Annotated in this window: 17 protein-coding genes and 1 tRNA gene; 6 read left to right on the top strand and 12 right to left on the bottom strand. The window is 49.9% G+C overall.

Annotation, left to right across the window (positions count from 1 at the left end):
- Window positions 1–255: 255 nt before the first annotated feature.
- The 8 genes from ACLU9Q_RS13455 to ACLU9Q_RS13420 form a co-directional block, all read right to left on the bottom strand.
- Window positions 256–2337 (bottom strand): heavy metal translocating P-type ATPase, encoded by a 2082-nt coding sequence (locus tag ACLU9Q_RS13455; RefSeq protein WP_296906165.1) that lies wholly within the window; start codon window positions 2335–2337, stop codon window positions 256–258.
- On the bottom strand, window positions 2338–2619 hold the full coding sequence (locus ACLU9Q_RS13450) for a DUF6110 family protein (protein ID WP_296831308.1): 282 nt from the start codon (window positions 2617–2619) through the stop codon (window positions 2338–2340).
- 478 nt (window positions 2620–3097) lie between these two features.
- On the bottom strand, window positions 3098–4843 hold the full coding sequence (locus ACLU9Q_RS13445; protein WP_412625409.1) for a hypothetical protein: 1746 nt from the start codon (window positions 4841–4843) through the stop codon (window positions 3098–3100).
- 264 nt (window positions 4844–5107) lie between these two features.
- Window positions 5108–6292, bottom strand: a complete 1185-nt coding sequence (locus ACLU9Q_RS13440; RefSeq protein ID WP_296906162.1) for a ComEC/Rec2 family competence protein — start codon at window positions 6290–6292, stop codon at window positions 5108–5110.
- The gene (locus tag ACLU9Q_RS13435; protein ID WP_296831314.1) at window positions 6252–6962 is read right to left on the bottom strand and encodes a class I SAM-dependent DNA methyltransferase; all 711 of its coding nucleotides are present in this window, start codon (window positions 6960–6962) and stop codon (window positions 6252–6254) included. The genes ACLU9Q_RS13440 and ACLU9Q_RS13435 overlap by 41 nt, the downstream gene beginning before the upstream one ends.
- Window positions 6963–7027: 65 nt before the next feature.
- Window positions 7028–7912, bottom strand: coding sequence for a metallophosphoesterase family protein (locus ACLU9Q_RS13430; RefSeq protein ID WP_308593822.1), 885 nt, complete (start codon window positions 7910–7912; stop codon window positions 7028–7030).
- 223 nt (window positions 7913–8135) lie between these two features.
- Window positions 8136–8504 carry a YbaN family protein gene (locus ACLU9Q_RS13425; RefSeq protein ID WP_296831316.1) on the bottom strand — a complete coding sequence of 123 codons (369 nt, stop codon included), beginning with the start codon at window positions 8502–8504 and terminating at the stop codon, window positions 8136–8138.
- A 243-nt stretch (window positions 8505–8747) separates the two neighbouring features.
- Window positions 8748–9641 carry a fumarylacetoacetate hydrolase family protein gene (locus tag ACLU9Q_RS13420; protein WP_296906158.1) on the bottom strand — a complete coding sequence of 298 codons (894 nt, stop codon included), beginning with the start codon at window positions 9639–9641 and terminating at the stop codon, window positions 8748–8750.
- A 784-nt stretch (window positions 9642–10425) separates the two neighbouring features.
- Between ACLU9Q_RS13420 and ACLU9Q_RS13415 the strand changes: the two genes are divergently transcribed.
- The 5 genes from ACLU9Q_RS13415 (at window position 10426) to ACLU9Q_RS13395 (ending at window position 14428) form a co-directional block, all read left to right on the top strand.
- Window positions 10426–11004, top strand: coding sequence for a DUF2284 domain-containing protein (locus ACLU9Q_RS13415; protein WP_296831320.1), 579 nt, complete (start codon window positions 10426–10428; stop codon window positions 11002–11004).
- A complete protein-coding gene (locus tag ACLU9Q_RS13410) occupies window positions 10979–11401 on the top strand; it encodes a DUF2115 family protein (protein WP_296831322.1) in 423 nt (140 codons plus the stop codon). Before ACLU9Q_RS13415 ends, ACLU9Q_RS13410 begins: the two co-directional genes overlap by 26 nt.
- Before the next feature lie 268 nt (window positions 11402–11669).
- Entirely contained in the window at window positions 11670–12050 is a 381-nt protein-coding gene (locus ACLU9Q_RS13405; RefSeq protein WP_296831323.1) for a TetR/AcrR family transcriptional regulator, read from the top strand.
- Window positions 12051–12543: 493 nt separating this feature from the next.
- On the top strand, window positions 12544–13257 hold the full coding sequence (locus ACLU9Q_RS13400; protein WP_296831325.1) for a ZinT/AdcA family metal-binding protein: 714 nt from the start codon (window positions 12544–12546) through the stop codon (window positions 13255–13257).
- A 334-nt stretch (window positions 13258–13591) separates the two neighbouring features.
- A complete protein-coding gene (locus ACLU9Q_RS13395) occupies window positions 13592–14428 on the top strand; it encodes a MerR family transcriptional regulator (RefSeq protein WP_296831327.1) in 837 nt (278 codons plus the stop codon).
- 211 nt (window positions 14429–14639) lie between these two features.
- On the opposite strand, the gene ACLU9Q_RS13390 is transcribed toward ACLU9Q_RS13395, so the two are convergent.
- The 4 genes from ACLU9Q_RS13390 to ACLU9Q_RS13375 form a co-directional block, all read right to left on the bottom strand.
- Window positions 14640–14713: transfer RNA gene (locus ACLU9Q_RS13390), tRNA-Pro, on the bottom strand.
- Between the two features lie 185 nt (window positions 14714–14898).
- Complete coding sequence (locus tag ACLU9Q_RS13385) at window positions 14899–16443, bottom strand: RsmF rRNA methyltransferase first C-terminal domain-containing protein (protein ID WP_412625407.1); 1545 nt, start codon at window positions 16441–16443, stop codon at window positions 14899–14901.
- A gap of 31 nt (window positions 16444–16474) precedes the next feature.
- Window positions 16475–20830, bottom strand: a complete 4356-nt coding sequence (locus tag ACLU9Q_RS13380) for an ABC transporter permease (protein ID WP_296831331.1) — start codon at window positions 20828–20830, stop codon at window positions 16475–16477.
- A 27-nt stretch (window positions 20831–20857) separates the two neighbouring features.
- Window positions 20858–21562 (bottom strand): ABC transporter ATP-binding protein, encoded by a 705-nt coding sequence (locus tag ACLU9Q_RS13375; protein WP_298515426.1) that lies wholly within the window; start codon window positions 21560–21562, stop codon window positions 20858–20860.
- A 214-nt stretch (window positions 21563–21776) separates the two neighbouring features.
- On the opposite strand from ACLU9Q_RS13375, the gene ybaK reads away from it, so the two are divergent.
- Complete coding sequence (gene ybaK / locus ACLU9Q_RS13370) at window positions 21777–22256, top strand: Cys-tRNA(Pro) deacylase (protein ID WP_296831335.1); 480 nt, start codon at window positions 21777–21779, stop codon at window positions 22254–22256.
- The last annotated feature ends 333 nt before the right edge of the window (window positions 22257–22589 follow it).

The raw sequence follows: 22589 nt of genomic DNA, 5'->3' as shown, positions 1-22589 counted from the left end.
TAACTACTTGTTTTAAAAAATACAGCCGCATAGACTGCACTGTTCCTTCTTTGGTTAGGTTTGACTAACCATTTATAAAATACCATATCTGTATAAAGATGTCAAGATAAAATTTGATTGGTTATAAAAATTTATAAAATTTGATTGGTTATAAAAATTATGTTATAAAAATTCCCCGGAGCCGGGATTGCTGTTTGCTCCGTTTACAGCAACCCATGCTCCGGGCAGGACGCAGAAAGCATCATAAAGAAGCTTTTACTTTTCATCCAACAGATTTTTCATGCTCTGCAGGCTAATGAACAGCGTGGAAAGATTGTGCAGCAGCGCCGATGTCGGCGGCTGCAGGATTCCGCTCACGCCGCAAAGAATCAGTCCGGTGTTGAAGCTGACGATTTTGGCATAGTTGCCATGAATCCGCTTCATCAGTGCCCTGCTTAAATATTTCAGGCGTACTATCTCATAAAGGTCGTCCGCTGCAATCGTGATATCCGCAATCTCGCGCGCCAGCTCCGAGCCGTCGCTCACGGCGATTCCTGCATCCGCCTCCGACAGCGCCGGAGAATCGTTGATCCCGTCTCCCACCATCAGAACCCGATGTCCCGCCTGCTTTTCCTGCTTCACAAACTTTGCCTTATCCTCCGGCAGCACTTCCGCGTAATACTCGTCCACGCCAACGTGCGCCGCAACCGCTGCCGCCGTGCGCTCGCTGTCCCCGGTCATCATCACGATCTTGGAAAAGCCCGCCCTGCGCAGCTCTGTTATCACCTCCGCGCTTTCCGGTCGCAGCGGGTCTTCTATGCAGATGACCGCCGCAAGCACATTGTCCACCGCCATATACAGGTGCGAGTATTCCTCCGGCAATGTCTCAAACTGCTGCCGGTACGCCTCCGGAACCGTGCTCTTTTCATCGTCAAACACAAAATGATAGCTTCCGATAATTACTTTTTTTTCGGAAACCGTGGACGAAATGCCGTGGGCGACGATATATTCCACCTTTGTGTGCATTTCCTCATGGTCCAGTCCGCGCTTCTTTGCAGCGTTCACCACCGCTTTCGCCATCGAATGCGGAAAATGCTCCTCCAGACATGCCGCCAGGCGCAGAAGCTCCGCCTCCGGCATATTGCAGAACGGCACCACCTGCTTCACCACCGGCTTTGCCTTTGTGAGCGTACCGGTCTTGTCGAAGACAATCGTCTCCGCCTCCGCGACCGCCTCCAGGTACTTTCCGCCCTTCACCGTGATGCGGTAATTGCCCGCCTCGCGGATAGCGGAAAGCACGGCAATCGGCATCGAAAGCTTCAGCGCACAGGAAAAGTCAACCATCAGCACAGACAACGCTTTTGTGACATTCCGTGTGAGAAGCCATACGCCCGCCGTTCCTGCCAGCGTCACCGGAACCAGCCTGTCCGCCAGCCGCTCCGCCTTGCCTTCCACAGAGGATTTCAGCTTTTCTGATTCCTCGATCATCGTTACGATCTTCTCATAGCGTGAAGAACCGGAAACATTTTTTACGGCGATCGTCAGTCCGCCCTCCTCCAGCACGCTGCCCGCATATACATACTCGTTTGCTTTGCGATGCACCGGAAGCGGTTCCCCGGTGAGAGATGACTGATTTACCATTCCGTCGCCGGACACTACCACGCCGTCAAACGGAATCACGCTGCCCATATAGACAACCACATGGTCATCCTTTTTAATGGTACGGGCGTCCACCAGGACCTCCTGTCCGTCCGCCTGCAGCCACACCCTGCTGTTATTCAGGGACATGCTGCGCGCAAGATCGCCGACCGATTTTTTATGTGTCCACTCCTCCAGCGTCTCCCCGATTCCGAGCAGGAAGATAACGGAACCCGCCGTATCAAAATCCCCGCGCAGCACGGATACGCCGACCGCCGCCGCATCCAGCACGGAAACCTCCAGCTTTCTTTCCGCCAGGCTTTGCAGACCTTTTTTGATGTATTTCAGAGAGCTTACCGCAATCCAGGCGGCGCGCACCGGAAACGGCAGAAACAGCTTTCCCGCATAGTGCCGGATAACCCGGAACGCCAGCTTTTCCTGATAGGTACGGCTAAGCTCCCTTCCGGAATTTTCCCGTACCGTATCCGGCAGCTCAACAGAAGCGTAGCAGAATTTCTTCAGCGCCGCTATCAGCTCCGCCCGTCCCCCGGTATAGCATATGCTGGCGTCCGCCGTTCTTTCATATACCTTCGCCTGCGTGACGCCCTGCAGATTGTTCAGATAATACAGAAGCGTGTCCGCCTCCAGGCAGCTCATATGCTTCTGCTTCATGTGCACGCGGATTCTCCCCGGAATTTCATGTTTAATTACAAAATTCACTTATGCCCCTTCTTCCTGGCTCTCTTCCCCGCTTACCTCTGCGGCTTCCTCCTCAGCGGCGCGCTGCTCATTGATCTGCTTTGCTTCCGCAAGAATATCCTCCGCATTCTCCTGTACGGTAGCCGCAGTCTTCATAACACTATCCTTCATGCGCAGGACCGCCGCCGTGCAGTTTGTGTAACATTTTTTCGCGTCGCGCCCGGAGAGCAGCTTGATCCCTGCTGTTCCAAATAAAACGCCGCCTGCAAAAATTCCAAGATTTTTTAATTTAAAAATATCCATTTTCATTTCCTCCCTTGATTCTTTATTTGTGTTTTTTTCCGGTGTAGAATAGCATTACGAGGCATACAACCATCGCACATGCCCAAAATCTGTGCTGCTTCATGGAAATCACCTCCCCTTCCGGCAGTTCTGCCACCGTTCCGGCGGATTTTGTATCCGCCTCTTCCCGCTTTGCTTATCCGCGTGCAGTTAGAAATCCCTAACGGTTAATAGTATACGCTATTTTTTTTCATAACGCAACACCGGCAGAATAATTTCCGCCGGTGTTTTTTTACTGTTCGCTCCGTTCACAGCAGCCTCCGCAAATCCATTTAAAATTCGCTCCGCGAATGGGATATGCTCACGCCTGAATCACGTTCTCACGCCTCAAACCCACAGGACTCGCTTCGCATCGCAGCCGGTGTTTGAGGCCGGCGCAAGCAGTAACGTGTTAGTTTGTTTTTCGGCTCATCCAGAAAATACAACGTGTTTTCCTTCGTTACACCCTCTCTGCCGCATGTGCTTCCCAACCGTCCACGGTTCCTGCCGCGGAGGTGTCCGCCGTATCGCTGTAGCTGTCGACGGTGATGGTGTAGGCGCTGTCGCCCTCCACATAAACGGTACCGTCTGCTCCCTGGATGGTAACTGTTGCTCCGGTTTCATCAATAATGCTGCCGCCCGCGGACAGCGCGCTCACCCGGCTGTCTCCGGTAACGATCCACTCCGAATCATCGCTGACAACGACATTGCAGTAGCCGTCGCCGCCCTCACCCGCCCAGGTTTCATCCTGCACGATCGCGCCGGCGAGCACGCTTCCACCGGTCATATAGAAATCAAGCTCGCTGATGCTGTCCCAGATCACATCTCCCTGCATCTGCTGGGCGATTCCGGTAAAGAGACAGTCCGCGCCGTTATCGCCGGCGTTGCCCCAGCCGCGCGCATTGCTGTTTCCTGTGCACTGCAGGAAAAATTCACTGTCGTCCGCATAATTTATTTCCACATCCTCCAGCGTGATCGTGGATTCCGTGTTTGTCGTGTAAAATATACCGCCATTGCCGGAGGTTAAGGAACCGCCCGTCATCTGGAAGGTGCCGTTGCCCACCTCGGAATCCCCGGACATACTCTGGTACACGATCACCGTCCAGGTATTATCATTCTGATCATCGTCGATCATGCTGCCGGACAGCTCGCTGTCATACAGGCGCAGCGTATTTAAGCCCTCGATGCACACTGCCTCTGAGCCGGTCGCCGTGAGCTGTGCGTTATTAATGGAAATATCCGCCGTGCAGTAAACAGCCGGGGAGCCAAACCCGTTTGAGGTGTAGGAGCCGCCGTCGATCACCATGGTACCTCCGCCCCGGTCGCTGCGGACCGCCGCTGCCGAGCCGCCGTTCGTCACCGCTGTGACGTCCCACGCATACAGGGTACCGCCGCCTGCCACATGAAGTCCGCCCGACGTATCCTGCTGCGTTTCGATCGTCGTATCCTCCACATAAGTCACGCCGTCACCGTAGGCAAACACCCCCGCTCCGCCCGCCGCGTCCGTGGTAATGCTGCTGTTTTTGACAACCGCCGTGCCGTCTGTGGCAAGGATCGCCGCGCCGACACCGTAAAAACTAGAATTGTCGCCGCCCGTGCTGTCCGCCGACGTGCGGTTTACCGTCACATTATCCAGCGTGACCGTCGCCCCGTTCGTCACATGCACCGCATTTTCATCGATTCCCGTGGATTCGATCGTCTCGCCGGAAACAGTCACGGCTTCCTCATAGGTGTTTACCGCGTCGTAGCTCTCAACGCCCTGCTGCCCCATGCCTCCGGGATCGCCCTGTCCACCCGGCGCTCCACCGTCTCCCATTGCTTCTCCGTCCGGCTTTTCCGGCGGCTGCCCTCCGTCACTCATTGTTTCTCCGTCCGCTTTTTCCGGCGGCTCCTCTCCATCACTCATTGTTTCTCCGTCTGGTTTTTCCGGCGGCTGCTCTCCGTCACTCATTGTTTCTCTGTCCTGTTTTGCCGACGGCTGCCCTCCGTCACTCATTGCTTCTCCGTCCGGCTTTTCCGGCGGCTCCTCTCCATCCGTCGTTTCTTCATCCGCTGTCTCTGTGCTCTCCGTCGTCTGCTCCTTCACTGACGCCGCCGCTGCCGTGATTCCTCTGCTCATATTTGCCGCCGCTTCCGCCTGTGCCGTCACCGACGCTGCCGCAAGCGTCATACCCATCATCATCGCAAAATACTTTCCTCTCATCATTATTTACCCTCCGTGTTCCTTTATCGATTCACAGGCAGTATACCTCCTATATATGTCGTCTATGTGAACACTCTGGGGATAAAGTATGATTTATGTGGGAAACCTTTATGTATGTGAAAAATCACATGATGCCAGGATTCGCATGTTCCCGCGCCCGCCATCCGCAGGCGGCATATCCGGTATCCGAAAATCCTGGCATCATTATATAATTTCATCACAAAAACCGTCCATGCACACAATCATATGGAATATGGACAAAACAGGTTAAGGATTACAATTCTTACACGGATCATACCCCTGCGCAATCAGGCTTTCTCTGCTCTCGTCCGTAAATTTCTTGTTCGACTCCTTCATTTTATTTACACTGTCGCAATAAGTATAATGAAATTTTTTTGTATTCAGATTGCACACATACGTTGTTCCCCGGTTTCCGGAGTCAGAAGCCTCCTGCTGTCCCAATTCATTCTGCCCTGATTCATTCTGCCCGGAAATATCGGAATTCACAGCGCCTTGTCCATCCACCTGCCGCGAAGAAAAATCATCGCACGGCTCCTGGTCAAACCACAGCCCGGTGCCATCTGAGTACGCCGTCACCGTTCCCTGCCTGTCTGTCCGGTATAGAGAAACACCCTCGTTATCTAATCGCTGCATTGTCTCTGCTGACGGATGCCCGTAGGCGTTGTCCGCAGAACAACTGATCAGTGCATAAATCGGCTGAATCTGATTCAAAAAATATAGCCCGCTGGACTCCGCGCTTCCGTGATGGTTTACAACATAAACATCCGACGCCAGCTCCAGACCGGAATTTAAAATATCCTCTTCCTCCTGCGCCTGCGCATCCCCACAGATGAGATAGCTGGTGATACCGTAAGTAATCCGCACTGCCACAGAGCGATCATTTTCCAGTGTATTTTCATAAGAGGCCGGACCGACCACCGTGATAACCGCATCGCCAAGCGCGTATGTCTCTCCCTGCTGCGGATAGATAATTTCCGCCCCGGACGCCTCCGCTGCAGTCAGATACGACGCATAAATTTCGGTATCGGCATAATAATCCGGCGCAAGTATCGTTTCGCATTCAAAAACATGCAGCGCGCCGACAATGCCGCTGATATGATCCTCATCATAATGTGACGCCACAATATAATCCAGCTTCTCCACACCCTGCTGCTGCAGATAACTCACCACAAAAGAAGAAGAAGACCTTCCTCCGCCATCAATCAGCATGTAATGTCCATCCGCCTCCACCAGCACGCTCTGCCCCTGCCCGACATCCAGCATATGAAATGCAAAAGGAGCTTCCCCTGCTTTTGCAGGCATACCGGGAAGCATCATAAAAAATAATGTTACAAAAAATATTGCTATTTCCCGGAACCGCAGTTTTCTGCAGTATTTTTTCATCTGCTTCTCACCCCCGCTTCTGCGCGACCACAAACCACGTTGTCCCATGATTTTCAGCATTCTCCAGCAGCCGATCTGAACATGTCACATTCTGAAATCCTGTCCTGCGCAAAAGATCACATATCATTTGAGGTTCATGAACCTTTTCGGTAATCCTTTCCTCAAACGTCTGCTCCCCGTTTTCAAATACCGTCGTCTTTAATGTTATAATCCCCTGTGCATCGCGTGAGATCGTAAACTGTGCCTTCACCTCGTCACTGAAATCCAGCCAGATCGGTTCGCCAGGCGACACTTCACGCTCATTGAGGATATCAAAAATAAAAAAGCCGCCCTCGCGCAGATAGCCATAAACGTTGCGGAAAATCTGCTCCACGTCTCTTATATTAAGAATATGATTTAAAGCGTCCCCGGTACAGGTGACAAGATCAAAGCTCGCTGACGGGCGGTACTGAATCATGTCCGCCACCTCATATATAATATGTGGATTGTTTTTCCTGGCAATTTCGATCATCCCCTCTGAAAAATCCATGCCATGCGCCGCGATTCCCTGCTGATAAAGAATCTCGCACAGCACTCCGGTACCGCAGGCAAGATCCAGACTTTTCTCCACCTTCACACCCTTTTGCCTTATCCACTCAAGGAGCTGTTCCCCAAACGCCTCCGGGAAATAATTCCAGCCAAATTCATTATATACCTTACAAAATGCATCACTGTACATAGATAGCATCCCTCCGCTTCATAGCCCCATTTTTGTCATATTCTCGGCGTAAAATCCTATCTGCATCATAGTCCCATTTTTGTCATGATCCCGTCCGCATCCACGCCCGGATGTGTCAGATACAGGCGGCAGATCTGCTCCGCCAGTTCTTCCGAAATCTGAAGCTTATGTGACATTTCCTGCACCGACCTGCCCCTTTGCGTGTCTCTCATGATTATCTCGATCACCCGGCGCAGATCGCTGACTTCCCCGGCTGCTGCTTTCCGAAACATCACATTTTCTTTTGCGGCATTTCTCTGCATGTCATTCCCGGAATCACCAGTTTCTTTCGCAGCATTTCCTTGCATACCATTTCCGGAATCGCCAGTTTCTTTTGCGGCATTTCTCTGCATACCATTCCCGGAATCACCAGTTTCTTTCAAGGCATTTCCTGCCACGCCGTTTTTAGCATCACTCATTCTTTTCGTGTCATTTCCGGCTTCCGTTCTGTGCGGGATATCATACCGCTCTGCGAAAACCTCTCCATTATCCGCAATCTCCAGCACCGCCATGGTAATCGGCTGCGAAAACCGTCTCGGTCCGCAGCTTCCCGGATTCAGCAATAGCCGTCCACCCTCCCGCTTTTCCTCATATTTATGAGAGTGACCGTAAATCATCACATCCACATCGTCCAGATTCTTCGGCGCCTGCTTTTTGTTGTGAATCATAAAAATCCTCACACCGTAAAGCTCCAGCCGCAGCGTCTCCGGCAGCTTTTCCGCCCACTCCTTATCATTGTTTCCACGCACCACATAAACAGGAGCAATCTCCGCCAGCCTGTCCAGAATTTCCTGCCGATTAATATCTCCGCCGTGAAGAATCACCTCGCATCCCTGCAGATACTCCAGCACCTCCGGCCGCAAAAGTCCGTGGGTATCCGACAGCACCCCGATCCGATGTTTTCCCTCCATAATGCCTTTCACCTGCCTCTTGTCATCCTGATTTCTTTTTCTATAGCAGTTCGCGGATAAACGCTCTCTCGCCCGCAAAAAATACGCGCTGCATACTCATCATAATACATTAACAATGAGTGCGCAACGCGTAAAATAAAATTTATATTCAGGACGTTCTGTTTACGTTGCTGTTCACGCCAGCCCCAAACACCTGCCGTGAACGCAGTGGAAAGTAACCTGTTTACTGCGGAATTGTCTTCACGCCCATCACAAAATATACTATGTGAAATACCCACACGCAGGCGAGCACGATCCGTCCCACCGGAACCTGATGCATCATAATAAATCCGATCGCCATCAGGATTGTCACCGTAGCCATAATCCGAATCTTTGTTTTCTTTGTCATTCCTTTTCCCGCCACGTAGCTCTCCAGATTGTCCTTGTACAGCTTTGTTCCGATAAACCAGTTATGCAGACGCTCCGAGCTTTTTGCAAAACAATATGCTGCAAGAAGCAGAAACGGAACCGAAGGGATAAGCGGCAGAACGGCTCCCACCGCGCCAAGTACTAAGCCAACACATCCCAAAATCACATATAAAGTCTTTTTCATGTTTGCCTCCCATCACTTATTGTTTAGTTAGCTATTGCTAACCAATTGTCACAAGAAAAGCAGCCTTTGTTAGAAGCCGCTAACTTGTCTTACTATACAACATACGTTATCTCTTTGTCAAGAAAAATAATCGTCATTGTCCCCGCCTTCTTCGCTTACCTGATAGTCCGCAGCTTCGGAAAATGATTTGAATGGTTTTCAAAACAGAAAATAGACCAGGCTCATCTTGCCTGATATCACACATTACCGCACCGGGTTCGTAATGCTTCCGATTCCTTCAATGCTGCATTCCACAACGTCTCCGTCTTTTAAGAACACCGGAGGCTGAAAGCCCATGCCGACTCCGGCCGGCGTGCCGGTGGCGATAATCGTTCCCGCTTTCAGAGTCATTCCCTGGGAAAGCTCACTGATAATATGTGGAATTCCAAAGATAAGCAGGTCCGTATTGCTGTTCTGGCGCAGCTCGCCGTTTACCCGCGACCGGATGTTCAGCCTTGGCGGAAATGCAACCTCGTCCGCCGTCAAAATGCACGGTCCCATCGGCGTGAAACCATCGAGGCTCTTTCCAAAATACCACTGTTTATGGCGCGTCTGAACGTTCCGGGCACTCACGTCATTAAGTACCGTATAGCCAAACACATACTTTTCCGCATCTTCCTCTGCCACGTCCTTTGCATCCCTGCCGATGATCACCGCCAGCTCCGCTTCATAGTCAAGGCTGTCTACCAGATCGGCGTGCGCAAGGATCGGCTCCCCGTTCGCCACCGCCCGGTTCACCCGCTTGGAGAAATAAATCGCGTAGGGACGCTCGCCGCCAAACGCTTCCTTCTTATAACGGGCGGATTCCTCCGCATGCGCCATATAATTGATCCCGAGACATATCACATCCTGCATCGGGCAGGGGATCGGCGCCAGCAGACGGACGCTGCTTTTCTCAACCGCGCCAGCCACCTCCTCCGGCGCTTTCGCAGCGGAAGATGCAAGAATTTCCTTTTCCTCCGGGGAAAGCCTTTGAATTAGCTCGTTCATTGTTTCATAGGGAAGATGGAAAGCCGAAACCGGGTAGATATGGGTTTCGGCAGAATTTAAAATGCCGACCTGTTCTTTTTCACTTATTGTAAATGTCACTAATTTCATATGATACACTCCTTCTCGTACTGTTCGGCGGTTGTGGTTTTTCCGCACTGCTTAAGTCCCGTAATCAAAACCAAACCGCTCCTTTGCCTTCCAAATTTACGTTTTAGAATGTCATCTGCAATTTTGGGGCGGTTTTGCATTCAAAACACCTCGTTTGCGCTTACATTGTCTATATCATACGTCATATTCCTGTATTTTACAAATATTTTCCGACATTTGACGAAATAATTTCCCGAGATTTCCTGAAGGCGGAGTTGGGAATCGTCTCATAAGATTTTGAGACGAACACGCTCCCCGGACTTTGGGACATTTTGTCCTGAGGTTGGCTCGCTGCAGTGCTTTTCCCGCCTGGATATTCCTTCTTTTGAAATTGCATTTCTGCAATTATTCTGTATAATGAAAACATACGGAAAATGTGCGTATCCAGGGCTTTACCCGGAACTCCCGGACAGCGGATTTTGGCCCTTTGCAGCGGGCGGCATATCCCGCAAAAGGAACCGGGGTGTCCGAGGGAGCAAGTCAGGGGATTCAGGAACCTGTGACGGGAATGATCGCCGCGCAGGAGTCAAAGCCGGAATCATATCCCATTGATGATGTGGACAACGTTAGCTGCGGAACAGATTAAAAAGATCTTGCCGCCGGACAATGAAACCAGCGAACAATTTCAGCAGTTGGTGAAAAAGATGCTTGAGCAGGCGGGAAAATAAAATATTTGCAAGAAGTATTGAAATAGATTTTAAGAATCCTAACATTTATAATTTAGGGAAATGCAGGGGATGTAAAAATGGATATTTGCGAAAAAATCAAAGAGACTGCCATACAGAGTGGTATATGGCAAGCAGATTTTATCAATACAAAGGATTTGTTGTTTTACCCGGTGATACGGGAAATCTGTAAAGAAAATTCTTGCCACAATTACGGCGCGACCTGGGCTTGTCCGCCTGCAATCGGCAAGATAGATGAATGTAAAAAGCGAGTCCTGCAATACGAGAAAATGCTCTTGTTCTCTATAAAATATGACTTGGAGCATTCGTTTGATATTGAGGGTATGCATAATGCCTTGCTTTGCTTTAAGGGCAGCGTGGATATTTTCGATGAAAAACTCAAGGTGTTTTTATTGGATTACTTATTGCTTTCCAATGAAGGGTGCGGAAAATGTACCAAATGCACTTACCCTGATTCTCCCTGCCGCTTTCCAGAGTATTTACATCACTCCATAGAAGGTTATGGTTTTAATATTTATGAACTTGCAAAAGCCGCCGGGATACAGTACAACAATGGCGAAAATACGGTAACATTTTTCGGTGGATTGCTTTTTGGAAAGAAGGGAGCAAAAAATGCAGGTACAGGAATTACTGAATAAACTAATCGAAGCTATAACCGCCGATGAATGGGACAGACTGGAACACGCTGATCCGTCTCTGGTAATCAGCTCTTTTAACAGAGACGTTTTGCTCTCTATGAGAAATACGCCTGTTGAAAATTTTGAGATAGATACAAAATCTGTCCGTAATTTATACGAAGCACTTCAGCGATACCTGGATATCTATATGGCAGACTGCTCCATAGGGCATAAATGGATTATTCTTGCAAGTATTTACCTCGCTTTTGTGCAGAAACGTCCTATGCACCCACAGCAGGCAACACACTGGAAATGCCTTTCTGTTTCTGAAAAACCGGAATATGTCTGCCCATGTAAGGATACAGAGGCAAATAGTGTTTGTTCCTACTGTGTTTGCCATAGCGCTGCAAGTAGTTAAGTCCTGTTTACCGGGAATTAGCAAAGTCCTGTGCCAAAAGGGCATTGCCATCTTGGAATTTCTCCACAAGAGATCCACAGGAAATTTTGTCCGAATTGGTGTTTATCTCTTGACAAGCGGTAAGCTGCTGAGTATTATTTAGATAGACGCTCGTTCTGTAAACGGACGGGCGTTTATTAGAATAGCGGGTTAGTTTGTTCTAACTAGTAACAAGGAGGTGCATGATCTGAAAAAGAACAGTAAAAAGCCGGAGGTCAGACGGCAGGAATTGATCGATGCTGCATCTGCTCTTTTCGCTGAAAAAGGTTATGAAGCGGTTTCCGTCCGGGATATTTTGAATGTAGTAAACGGAGCACCAGGGATGTTCTACTACTATTTCAAGTCTAAGCAGGACATCTACCTTGCCTCTATGGAACAATATATTGCAAAGCGTTTAAAACGAAAATGCAGGATTCTTGAGGATGAGGCAGTTTCTTTTGAAGAAAAATTGCCGATATTTCGCAGCATGGTTGAGGAAGATATACAGGGCTATATGGAAAATTTTGCGCCGCGCTGTGACGCATCCATCTCCGATACTTCCTACAAGCTCTATGATCTGGTACATATGTTAGACTGCATGGTTGTTCCCTATTCCAGGTTTATTTTGTAAGGCATCCGGGAAAAACGGCTTAACAATCGTTTCCATATCACGGAGGACAATGCAGAAGCCTTCGCTACTTTTGTGCTGTATGGAGCATGGGGCATGATTTATAACAGCAAGTTTACCGGGAACGGTGATTCTTATGATCTGAAGAACATATTGGAAATCACCGACCAACTATTCTATTCGCCATAGCGTGCAGATAATTTCATATATAACAAACACAACGGGAATGTTCCGCAAGGGGCATTTCCGTTGCGGCGTTTTAGGGGTACAGAACGAATTCTGTCTGTAAGAAGAAAGCCAGCGTACAGTTGTCGTGATCGCTCACCGGTCAAAAAACGTTGCAGGCACAGATACCATCCTTGTTCTGGATGAAGGACAGATCGTAGAGAAGGAACCCATAAACAGCTTCTTACCCAAAATGGACTATATGCAAAGCTATGGAATTTGCAGACATCCACCGAGGGTTAGAAAATAAATTAAAAGGAGATCTATACTCATGAAAAAACTTTTATCACTTATCCTGGCGGCTATGCTGTCACTTTCTCTTGGCGGTTACGGAATTTCCGCAGACAACAGCGAAAATAGCTTCGTCGCTGCGGAAAGCGAAACATCTCAGCAGGAAGAAACCTCTCAAGAAGAAGCAACCGGAGAAACGCTTGCTGACTGGAAAAATGACGCTGGTTGGACGGCCTTTTACACCTTTACACAAAATCCGGATTTGGATGATGCCTATGAAGCGGCGGCGGAAGCCTTTGGCCCTGCGATCGGCATGGATGATCTGGACGGTGAGGGCCTGAAAGCCCTGCAAATCCAGGCGGCAGGATTTGAGGATGATATTTCCTCTTTCACATTCACAGACGATTCCATGACTGCACTGGACAGCGAGGGCGACAAGGTATTCTCTTATCAGTACAGTTTTGTAGAAACCATTGAAAATGCCATTGAGGGCGAAAATGCGTATATCTACAAGACGGACAATGCTGGTGCAGAGGAATTCACATATCTCTGCCTGACGCTTCCTAATATAGCAACAGAGGAAGGCGGCGTTATCCAGAGCTTTAACATTCGTCATGCCGCAGATGATTATGAGGCTTTAGCGACAGATACTTATGAAGGCAGCGCAGGCGTTGTGATCGATGCTGATGCTCCGATAGAGGATGTGGATTATACAATCCGCGTGGTGTACGGCGCACAGGAGCCGAATCGATAATTTAAACTGCAGTGGGAGTGTCCATAGCGCTCCGCTTCAGGCTAACCTTACACATGAGCAGCGGCGGCATCGGTTCGGACGGGCTTACTGACCGTCCCTCCCCTAAGAGCGGAATGTGCATCTATCACCGCATTCCGCTCACACATCTATAACCTGCAGCATCCATTACATGCGGCTAATCCAGTGATCTCATCCTTACTATCGACATATCCATCATTTTTCTATCTGATTTCGTTTTACAATCATCAGAAGCTCTTGTTTTAAAAAATTTGAAAAAAGACTTGACTGTAAACCTTGTTGATACCTTATTATTTACAGCAGGAGGGCACGATATATGACAATAAAAGAGGTTGAAGAAAGAACAGGATTAGCACGTTCCAATATACGTTTTTATGAAAAGGAAAAGCTTATTGAGCCAGCGAGGAATGATAAAAACGGATATAGGGATTATTCCGAACGAGATATTGAAAATATCAAGAAAATTGCTTATCTGCGTACATTGGAAATCTCCATTGAAGATATTCGGTACATCATGTCCAATAAAGTACCTTTAATGGACGTGATAGAAAAGCAGACAGCGACGCTTCAAACACAGATCGCGGACTTAAACAAAGCAAAGATTATGTGCGAAAAAATGCTTGCTGCCGGAAATATCAGCTTTGATGAAATGCAAGTGGAAAAATATGTGACAGATTTACAGACTTATTGGAATGATAATAAAACTGTTATCAAACTGGATTCGGTCAGCTTTCTGTATATATGGGGAAGCTTTATTACATGGACAATTATCGCTTCACTATGTTTGATAATCGGATTCGTATCATATACGAAACTGCCGCCGGAAATCCCTGTTCAGTGGAGTAACGGAAATGCAACTTCGCTTGTAGATAAAGCTTTTATTTTCACCTATCCATTAGCCTGCATTATTATCCGCCTTTTTTTACGGCCGGTTATACATGCAAGGCTACTGATGAATTACCTTCATGGGGAACTCATAACAGAATATCTGACAAACTATCTATGTTTTATTGCGTTGTCCGTTGAGTTATTTTCTATACTGTTTGTATATGATTTGGTTAAAAGTATCGTAAGCGTTCTGCTTATAGACACAGTTGTACTTATTGGCACATTGATTGTCGGGATCACTAAAATGGATTCTTTGATATTCTAATCGTCTGAAATACCTTTAAATTCAAGGTTTTTCGTATGCTTGATCGAGAATCGCGTTATTGACGGATTTTAAAAAATTATTAAAGTGTTAGAATAAGTGTTAGAACAAACGAAAAATTGGAACCTGGCGCTCCATTTAGGAGCATTTGTTAAAAACAAAAAAATACCGGAAATACTGTATTTATCAGTATTTCCGGCGCCCCTGCCAAGAGTCGATGCGACAGGATTTGAACCTGCGACCTCTGCGTCCCGAACGCAGCGCTCTACCAAGCTGAGCCACGCATCGATTGCTTTCTCAATCAAGCTTTGTAAGTATAGCATTTTCTTTTTACAAAATCAAGTGTTTTTTTAATTTTTTTTGATTTTTTGATCTTTAATTTTTTTAATCTTTTTATTCTTTGTGTTAGCATTATCATACTATCGCCATTAATACATCAAAATGCCGGTGTCCTGTTTCCGGCATTTTCAGCGTCAATATTTCATCCTCCAGCCGGGATGATATTTATTTTTCAGCGTACCGTTCGCCAGTTTCCCCCAGCCCAGTGGATAACCGTTCACGCAGACAAGCTGCCAGCCCTTTCCTTTTGCTTCCGCGAGGTCGTCCACTTCTATCGTTTCGCCCTTCAAATATTTTACCACACGTTCATCGCCGCAGCTTAAATCGATCGCAGCGGCGTATTCTTCCTTTTTCAGCGCCATTGCAAAGGACTGGCTCGGCTCGAAGCGGTCTTTTTTCACCTCTCCAAGATAAAGCCCGTTGCGCAGAAAAACAAGACCCCGGTTTTCTTTTGTCTCTTTTGGCACATAATACGCCTGCCCCTTGCGGATTTCCAAACGTGATATATCCATCGGCATGGAAACGTCCCGCAGAAATTCCTGCAATATTTCCATCTCCGCTTTTGATGCAGCCGCTTTTCCCTGCAGTCCGCCCGGCACAGATTTCCGGTATTCCGCACGTCTTTCGCTATTTAAACAGATGGTCCGGTCCTCTATCCGTTTCGCCGCCCCGTCCTGGCCGCCATCCAAAGCGTCCGTCGGCTTCTTTTTACGCAGCAGCGCCAGAAAATGCCCCTCGCCGGGCATCTTGTGCGGAAAGATACGCACACATTTTCTCAAATCCGTATATTTTTCGTCCCGCTTGCCGGATGCTGCCGATCTTTCCCCTTTGCCCGCTCTGGCAGCCTCCATCCAATCCTCTTCTGCCACAGTCGGTATGCCCGATGAAAAGCCCTCATACTGCGGGATCTCCAGCAGCTCCATATCGTCCTGCGTATCCAGAAGATAAGCGATGACCTGCTCGTTTTCCTCCGGCGAAAATGTGCAGGTGGAATACAAAAGCTGTCCGCCCGGCGCAAGCATCTGCGCGGCGCGGGTAATGATTTCTTTCTGCTGCTTTGCGCACGCAAAAGGCTTCCGGGCGTCCCACGCCCTAGCCGCAGCAGGATCCTTGCGGAACATACCTTCCCCGGAGCAGGGGGCATCCACGAGAATCTTATCAAAAAATTCCGGAAACTGCTCCGCCAGCTTCGCGGGGACCTCATTTGTCACAAAAGCATTGGGAATGCCGAATACCTCGATATTTTTCAAAAGCGCCTTTGCACGGGAAGCACTGATGTCGTTCGCTGCCAGAAGTCCTTCGCCGCGAAGCCGCGCTCCAAGCTCCGTTGCCTTTCCGCCCGGCGCCGCACAGAGATCCAGCACCCGGTCGCCCGGCCTGACTGGCAGGATCGAAGCCGGAGTCATTGCACTCGGCTCCTGCAGATAATATAACCCCGCATAGTAAAACGGATGTCTCGCCGGAGCGTCCTGCTCCTCATAAAAATAACCGTTCTCCACCCAGGGAATTTTTTTCAAATGAAACGGCACAAGCCGCTCAAACTCCTCCGTAGATATTTGGGCCGTATTTACACGCAGCCCGAACTGGCGCGGCTGTTCGTATGAGGCAAGAAATGCCTCATACTGTTTGCCGAGCAGCTTTTTCATTTTCTCCAGAAATTCCTGTGGTAACTTCGCCATATAATCTCCTGTCCGGATTCAGGTGTTGCTCCTACTCCACACTCTTCAGACTTTCCACCATATCAATTTTCTTTAGCTTAAAATGCATTACAAAGTTCACGAAAATCGAGAACACCGCCGTAAATGCCGCCGCGATCAGGAAGCTCGGCAGGTTGATGTTGCGCCCGAACATACAGTAATCCACTTCAACGGTGACGATGACAAAGCGGTGCAGCACGATTCCAAGCGCGACGCCCACGAAGACGCCGATGATGGTCAGCAGGATATTTTCGCGGTACACATAGGCATCCACCTCGCCGTCATAGAAACCGAGCACCTTGATGGTGGCAAGCTCTCGCTTGCGTTCGTTGATGTTAATATTGTTCAGATTGTACAGCACTACAAACGCCAGCAGTCCCGCCGAGGTGATCAGTACGATAATTACCGAATCAAGCGCCGACAGCATATAGTCAAGCTGATCCATCATCGTCTGCGTGTAGCTGATGCTCAGCGCCGCCTTATACGTCATAAAGTCCTCGCCGATCTCCATGATATTCTCGATATTTCCTTCTTTTGCACGGTAGAGGATCTGGTCATACTGCGGCTCTTCCCCGTAGCACTGCTCATACAGTGCCGGTGTGAGGTAAATATAATGGTGCAGATAGTTCTCTGTGATCGCCGCCACCGGCACCTCCACCGTCCCGTAATCCTCATTTTCAATCGCAACCGTGTCGCCCGGCTTCAGATCCATCTCCTTCGCGATCTTTTCTGTAATGATCGCGCCCTCGTCCGTCAGCTCATATTCCTCACCGGAGGTGCGGTCACGGAAGTTCACAAACTCACGGAAGCTTTCCAGATTCTCCGGCACCATCAGATACAGATCCCAGCGCTTCTTGCCGATCTGCACGATATCCTTGCGCATCATTGCCTTCGTGTAATCCTCCACCCGCGCATCCTGCATAACCGCCGTCTCAAGCGCCTCCTGCTCTTCCTGCGGTTCGTCCGTATCCAGGATCACCATACCATCGTAAACCTGCAGCTCCTTAAACTGCAGTGTGGCAATATCCATGATCGAATCGCGCAGACCAAACCCCACGATCATCAGCGCCATACAGCCGCCAATGCCGAAAATCGTCATAAGGAAGCGCTTCTTGTAGCGGAAAAGATTACGCACGGTAGACTTCCAGGAAAAGCTGAGATGCTTCCACAAAAACGGGATACGCTCCAGCAGCACGCGCTTTCCTTCCTTCGGTGCAGGCGGGCGCATCAGCACCGCCGGAGCATCCGCAAGCGCCCGATAGCAGGACGCGAAGGTTGCGAACAGCGTGGAAAACAGCGCCGCACCTGTCGCGATCAGCGCATATTTCATATTATAAGGAAGCACCACGTTCGGCATATGATGATACATGATCTTATATGCCATCACAATGACATACGGCAGGAATTTTTCGCCAAGCAATACGCCGAGCACGCTGCCCACGAGCGTTGCGATCAGCGCATAGCCGAGATACTTGGACGCAATCGCCATTTTTCCATAACCGAGCGCCTTTAAGGTACCGATCTGCGTGCGTTCCTCCTCGACCATGCGCGTCATGGTCGTCAGACTGATGAGCGCCGCCACCAGGAAAAACAGCACCGGGAACACCTGCCCGATATTGCGCATACGATCCGCATTTTCGCCGTATCCGATGTTGTCCGGCAGATCACTGCGGTCGCTGATGGTCCACTCCGGCATCTCAATATCGGCAATATCTGCCTCCGCATCGGCTATTTTCTGCTCCGCGTCGGCGATCTCCCCCTCAAATTCCTTCTTGCCGTCCTCATACTCCTTTTTGCCGTCGGCAAGCTCTTTTTCCGCATCTTCAATTTCTTTTTCGGCGTCTGCGATTTCCTTTTTCCCGTCTTCTATCTCCTGCTTCGCATCGGCAAGCTCTTTTTCCGCGTCCGCAAGCTGCTGCTTCCCGTCGGCAAGCTGACTTTCGCCGTCCGCGAGCTGCGCCTGCGAATCGATCAGAGTCTGTTCATTTTCCGCGATCGTCTGCTTTGCGCTGGCAATCTGCGCTTTTCCGTCCGCAAGCTGTTTGCGTGCGCTTTTTAACTTCTGTTCATTCGCAGCAATTTCCTTTTCTCCGGATTCCAGCTCCGCTTTCGCTGCATTGAGCTGCGGAAGCGTCTCATCGAGCTGCTTCTTTGCCGCGTCAAGCTGTGCGCGGCTCTCCGAAAGCTGCTGTTTTCCTGCCGCAAAGCCATCCTCCGCCTGCGCAATACCGCTGTCGATCTGGGAAATGCCCGCCTTTACCTGTTCCAGGTTGCCGGTCTGCGTAGTGATCTCCGCCTGCAGAGCCGCAATGCCGTCCTTTAACTGTGACAGACCCGCATCCGCCTGCGCAATGCCATCCTTTAACTGCGAAAGCCCCGCATCCGCCTGTGCAATGCCGCCCGCAAGCGGCTCCACACCTGCCTGACACTGCGCAAGCATTTCCTGCGCTGCCGCAAGCTCTCCCGGTATTGCGTTCAGGCGGTTCTGTGCATCGGAAAGGCTGCTCTGCGCTCCCGCCAGCTCTGCATTCGCGCTATCCAGCTCGCCCTTTGCATTTGCGCGCTCCGCGTTTTTGCCGTCAAGAGTGCTCTGCACTCCCGCCAGCTCTGTCTCCCACGCCTTGATTTTCTCCGTATCCGGCGTCTCCTGCGCTTTTTCCGCCGCGATCTGCGCGTTTAACGAATCGATCTGGCTGTTCAGGGTGGAAATCTCCCCATCCAGTGAGCTGACTTTTGCATTCAGCTCGCTGACCTTTACATTACAGCTCTCGATCTGACTGTTCAGCGATCCAATGCTATCCTGCAGTCCGCTCTGCTCCGCCTGAAGCCCCGCCTCCGCCTGCTGCAGCGACGTAATCTGTCCATTCAGCTCATCAAGCTGCGCCTGCAGACTGTCCCGCTGCGCCTGTGCTTCCGCCTGCTGCGTCCCGAGAGAATCGCGCTGCGCCTGCGCCTCAGATTGCTGCGTCTGCAATTCTGTCAGCTTCGCGTCCATCTGCGGCAGCGCCGCTTCCAGCGCGGTCTGATTCTCGGCAAGCTCCGCCCTCTGTGCCTCCAGCTCCTGCTTCTGCGCCGGCCATGCCGCCTCCTGTGCCTCCAGCTCGGAGAGTCCCTGCGCATACTGCTGCTCACCGCTTTCATACTCCTGCTTTCCAGCCTCGTATTGTGCAAGCCCGGCTTCGTACTCCTCCCTGCCGGAAGCGAGCTGCGTCTTTGCATCTGCAAGCTGCTGTTCGCCGGACGTAATCTCCTTCATCGCAGATTTATACTGTTTATTAAAGGAAGCTTCCTGAGAAGCAAGCTCCTGTTTTCCGCTTTCAAGCTGCGACCATCCGTCGGCAAGCTGTGCCTTTGCATCCGCAAGCTCCTGTTCCTTTTCCGCAAGCGTCGCCCTGCTGTCTGAAAGCTCCTTTTCGCCGTCCGCAATCTCTTTCTCGCCGTCCGCAAGTTCCTTTTTTGCTTCCTCCAGTTCCTTCTTGCCGTCGGCAAGCTCTTTTTCCCCGTCCGCGATCTCGCTCTCCGCCTCGGCAAGCTCGCTCTCGCCCTCTTTTCTTCCGTCCTCTAATTCCTTTTTAGCGTCCGCAAGCGCTTCCTCTGCCTCGTCCATTACTTCCTGATAACGGATTTCGCAGCGCGCTCCCTCAATTTCCTCAACACGGTCCATCACCTTCGCGATCAGCGTGTCGTAGGCGTCAGTGTACGCTGTCAAATCACGCGCGCCGCTCACCTCCAGGTAAGCCTGTGTGTAGACCTCGTAATCAAAGTCCTCCGGCAAAATGTAACCTGCGCCGGAAAGCTCTCCGTTTCCAAGCGTTGTATTTCCACGGCTGAAGGCGATATAAAGCGGACTGCTGCCTGCGCCCACAATGGTAAAGGTATCTCTTTTCAGCGGCAGCTCGTCATCCTCATCCGTCAGATAAAATGTGATGGTGTCGCCGATCTCGTATTCGGAGGAGTCCAGAAACTCCACGTCCACAAAACACTCCCCGGATTTTTCCGGAAGCCGTCCCTCCGTCGGTGTAAGCTTATTTAAGGTCGGCGTGACAGACTCCAGGCGCAGCACCTTCTGCGTCTCCTCACCGCAGAGCACGTCCGCCAGATAGCCTGGCTCCGCCTTGGCAATGCCCTCAATTTGTGACAATGCCTCTATATCGCTATCCGTCAGTCCCAGCGTTCCGATCACCTTCAGATCCATCAGCTTGTGCTCGTCAAAATACTCATCGCCGGAGTACCGCATGTCGGGCGCTGCCGACTGGATCCCGGAATAAAACGCCACGCCAAGCGCTACAATGAGCAGGATTGAGAGAAAGCGGTTGAGACTCTTGCGGATTTCCATATAAAAATCTTTTCTCAGTGCCCTTTTCTTCATAAAATCTTCCGTCCTGCCGTCCTTATCCTACCACTCAATATCCGCCACAGACATCGGGGTTTCATTCATCTTCATCTGTGCCACTTTTCCATTTTTAATATGTATCACGCGGTCCGCCATCGGCGCGATCGCCGAGTTGTGCGTGATGACAATGACCGTCATGCCCTTTTCCCTGCACATATCCTGCAATAATTTCAGGATCGCCTTTCCGGTCTGGTAATCCAGAGCGCCGGTCGGCTCGTCGCAGAGCAGAAGCTTTGGATTCTTCGCCAGTGCGCGCGCGATCGACACACGCTGCTGCTCGCCGCCGGAAAGCTGCGCCGGAAAGTTTTTCAGACGGTTTCCAAGCCCGACCTCCTCCAGCACGTCCTGCGCCTTTAAGGGATGCTTGCAGATCTGCAGTGCAAGCTCCACGTTTTCCAGCGCGGTAAGATTCGGGATCAGGTTGTAAAACTGGAACACGAAGCCGATGTCATCCCGCCTGTACCCCGTCAGCTTGCGCGGCGAGTATTTTGCAATGTCGTCGCCGTCCACCAGCACCTGTCCCTTCGTCGCGGTGTCCATACCGCCGAGAATGTTCAGAACCGTGGTTTTCCCGGCGCCGCTCGGTCCGACGATAACGACAAATTCCCCTTTGGAAATGGAAAACTCTATGCCGTCCACCGCACGGATCTCCACCTCGCCCATTTTGTAGACCTTCGATACGTTTTTTAACTGTACAAAATTCTCCATGCCCCGGTTCCTTTCCGCCATTTCAGTTCTTCCATCATTTTCCCGACGCCTGCCGACTGACAGAATCACCGGAATATCTGAAAATATCTTATCATACTTTTGTACTAATTTCTCTAAAAAATTGATGAATTTTAAATTGTTCGACGTCTTTTCTTTAGAAAATAATGACAGTCCCGCAAATTGGGTATATAATAAAAAGCCAGGAGGAATCATTATGGCAAAAGAAGTAAAGACGAATGCAATGCGCATTCTTGAAAAAAATAAAATCCCCTACGAGCTGCTCACCTATGAGTGCGACGAATTTATCGACGGTCTGCACTCGGCTGCTCTGACCGGCGCTCCGGTGGAAGCTTCCTTTAAGACGCTTGTCGCCCAGGGAAAAAGCAGGGCGTACTACGTCTTTGTCCTGCCAATCGCAGAGGAAGTCGATTTAAAGAAAGCGGCAAAAGCGGCCGGCGAAAAATCTATGGAGATGATCCACGTAAAGGACATCACACCGATCACCGGATATGTGCGCGGCGGCTGCACCGCTATCGGCATGAAAAAACAGTTTCCTGTATTCCTGCAGGAATGCGCCCAAAATTTCGACCAGATTTATGTGAGCGGCGGAAAAATCGGCGCAACCATAAAGCTTGCGCCGCAGGATTTTGTGAAAGTAACGCGGGCGGAATATGCAGATTTCATCTCATTATAATTTTTCATTGTTTTCGCAAAATAAATGTTTCAAATTATATGAAATCATTCTATAATGGCTTTGTTACCGTCCCTATACTGGCAACAGGAAGGAGGGAATTCATATGGGGTTCTTAATTACCTTCATAATTGCTGTTGCGGCAGGTGTGACATGTCACCTCATCTGCAAATGGCTGGATGGCAAAATTAACGGTAACCGGCCTAAGTAACAGAAAAACCGGAGAGCCGCCACTCTCCGGTTTTTCGTTTGGAATTCTATAGAGTTCTTAACCACATTTCTTCATGTCATAATTATTATAACACATTTTTCTGCTTTTTCAAGTGTTTTATAAAA

This window comes from Marvinbryantia sp., assembly GCF_047017445.1.
GTDB lineage: Bacteria > Bacillota > Clostridia > Lachnospirales > Lachnospiraceae > Marvinbryantia.
This window is presented reverse-complemented; position numbering and strand designations above follow the sequence as displayed.

Coding starts and splice junctions, on each gene's coding strand:
- ACLU9Q_RS13375 (WP_298515426.1), bottom strand. CDS start 21,562: ATGGAGAATTTTGTACAGTTAAAAAACGTATCGAAGGTCTACAAAATG.
- ACLU9Q_RS13450 (WP_296831308.1), bottom strand. CDS start 2,619: ATGGATATTTTTAAATTAAAAAATCTTGGAATTTTTGCAGGCGGCGTT.
- ACLU9Q_RS13415 (WP_296831320.1), top strand. CDS start 10,426: ATGGATATTTGCGAAAAAATCAAAGAGACTGCCATACAGAGTGGTATA.
- ACLU9Q_RS13400 (WP_296831325.1), top strand. CDS start 12,544: ATGAAAAAACTTTTATCACTTATCCTGGCGGCTATGCTGTCACTTTCT.
- ACLU9Q_RS13430 (WP_308593822.1), bottom strand. CDS start 7,912: ATGGAGGGAAAACATCGGATCGGGGTGCTGTCGGATACCCACGGACTT.
- ACLU9Q_RS13380 (WP_296831331.1), bottom strand. CDS start 20,830: ATGAAGAAAAGGGCACTGAGAAAAGATTTTTATATGGAAATCCGCAAG.
- ACLU9Q_RS13445 (WP_412625409.1), bottom strand. CDS start 4,843: ATGATGAGAGGAAAGTATTTTGCGATGATGATGGGTATGACGCTTGCG.
- ybaK (WP_296831335.1), top strand. CDS start 21,777: ATGGCAAAAGAAGTAAAGACGAATGCAATGCGCATTCTTGAAAAAAAT.
- ACLU9Q_RS13420 (WP_296906158.1), bottom strand. CDS start 9,641: ATGAAATTAGTGACATTTACAATAAGTGAAAAAGAACAGGTCGGCATT.
- ACLU9Q_RS13425 (WP_296831316.1), bottom strand. CDS start 8,504: ATGAAAAAGACTTTATATGTGATTTTGGGATGTGTTGGCTTAGTACTT.
- ACLU9Q_RS13435 (WP_296831314.1), bottom strand. CDS start 6,962: ATGTACAGTGATGCATTTTGTAAGGTATATAATGAATTTGGCTGGAAT.
- ACLU9Q_RS13395 (WP_296831327.1), top strand. CDS start 13,592: ATGACAATAAAAGAGGTTGAAGAAAGAACAGGATTAGCACGTTCCAAT.
- ACLU9Q_RS13385 (WP_412625407.1), bottom strand. CDS start 16,443: ATGGCGAAGTTACCACAGGAATTTCTGGAGAAAATGAAAAAGCTGCTC.
- ACLU9Q_RS13440 (WP_296906162.1), bottom strand. CDS start 6,292: ATGGGACAACGTGGTTTGTGGTCGCGCAGAAGCGGGGGTGAGAAGCAG.
- ACLU9Q_RS13410 (WP_296831322.1), top strand. CDS start 10,979: ATGCAGGTACAGGAATTACTGAATAAACTAATCGAAGCTATAACCGCC.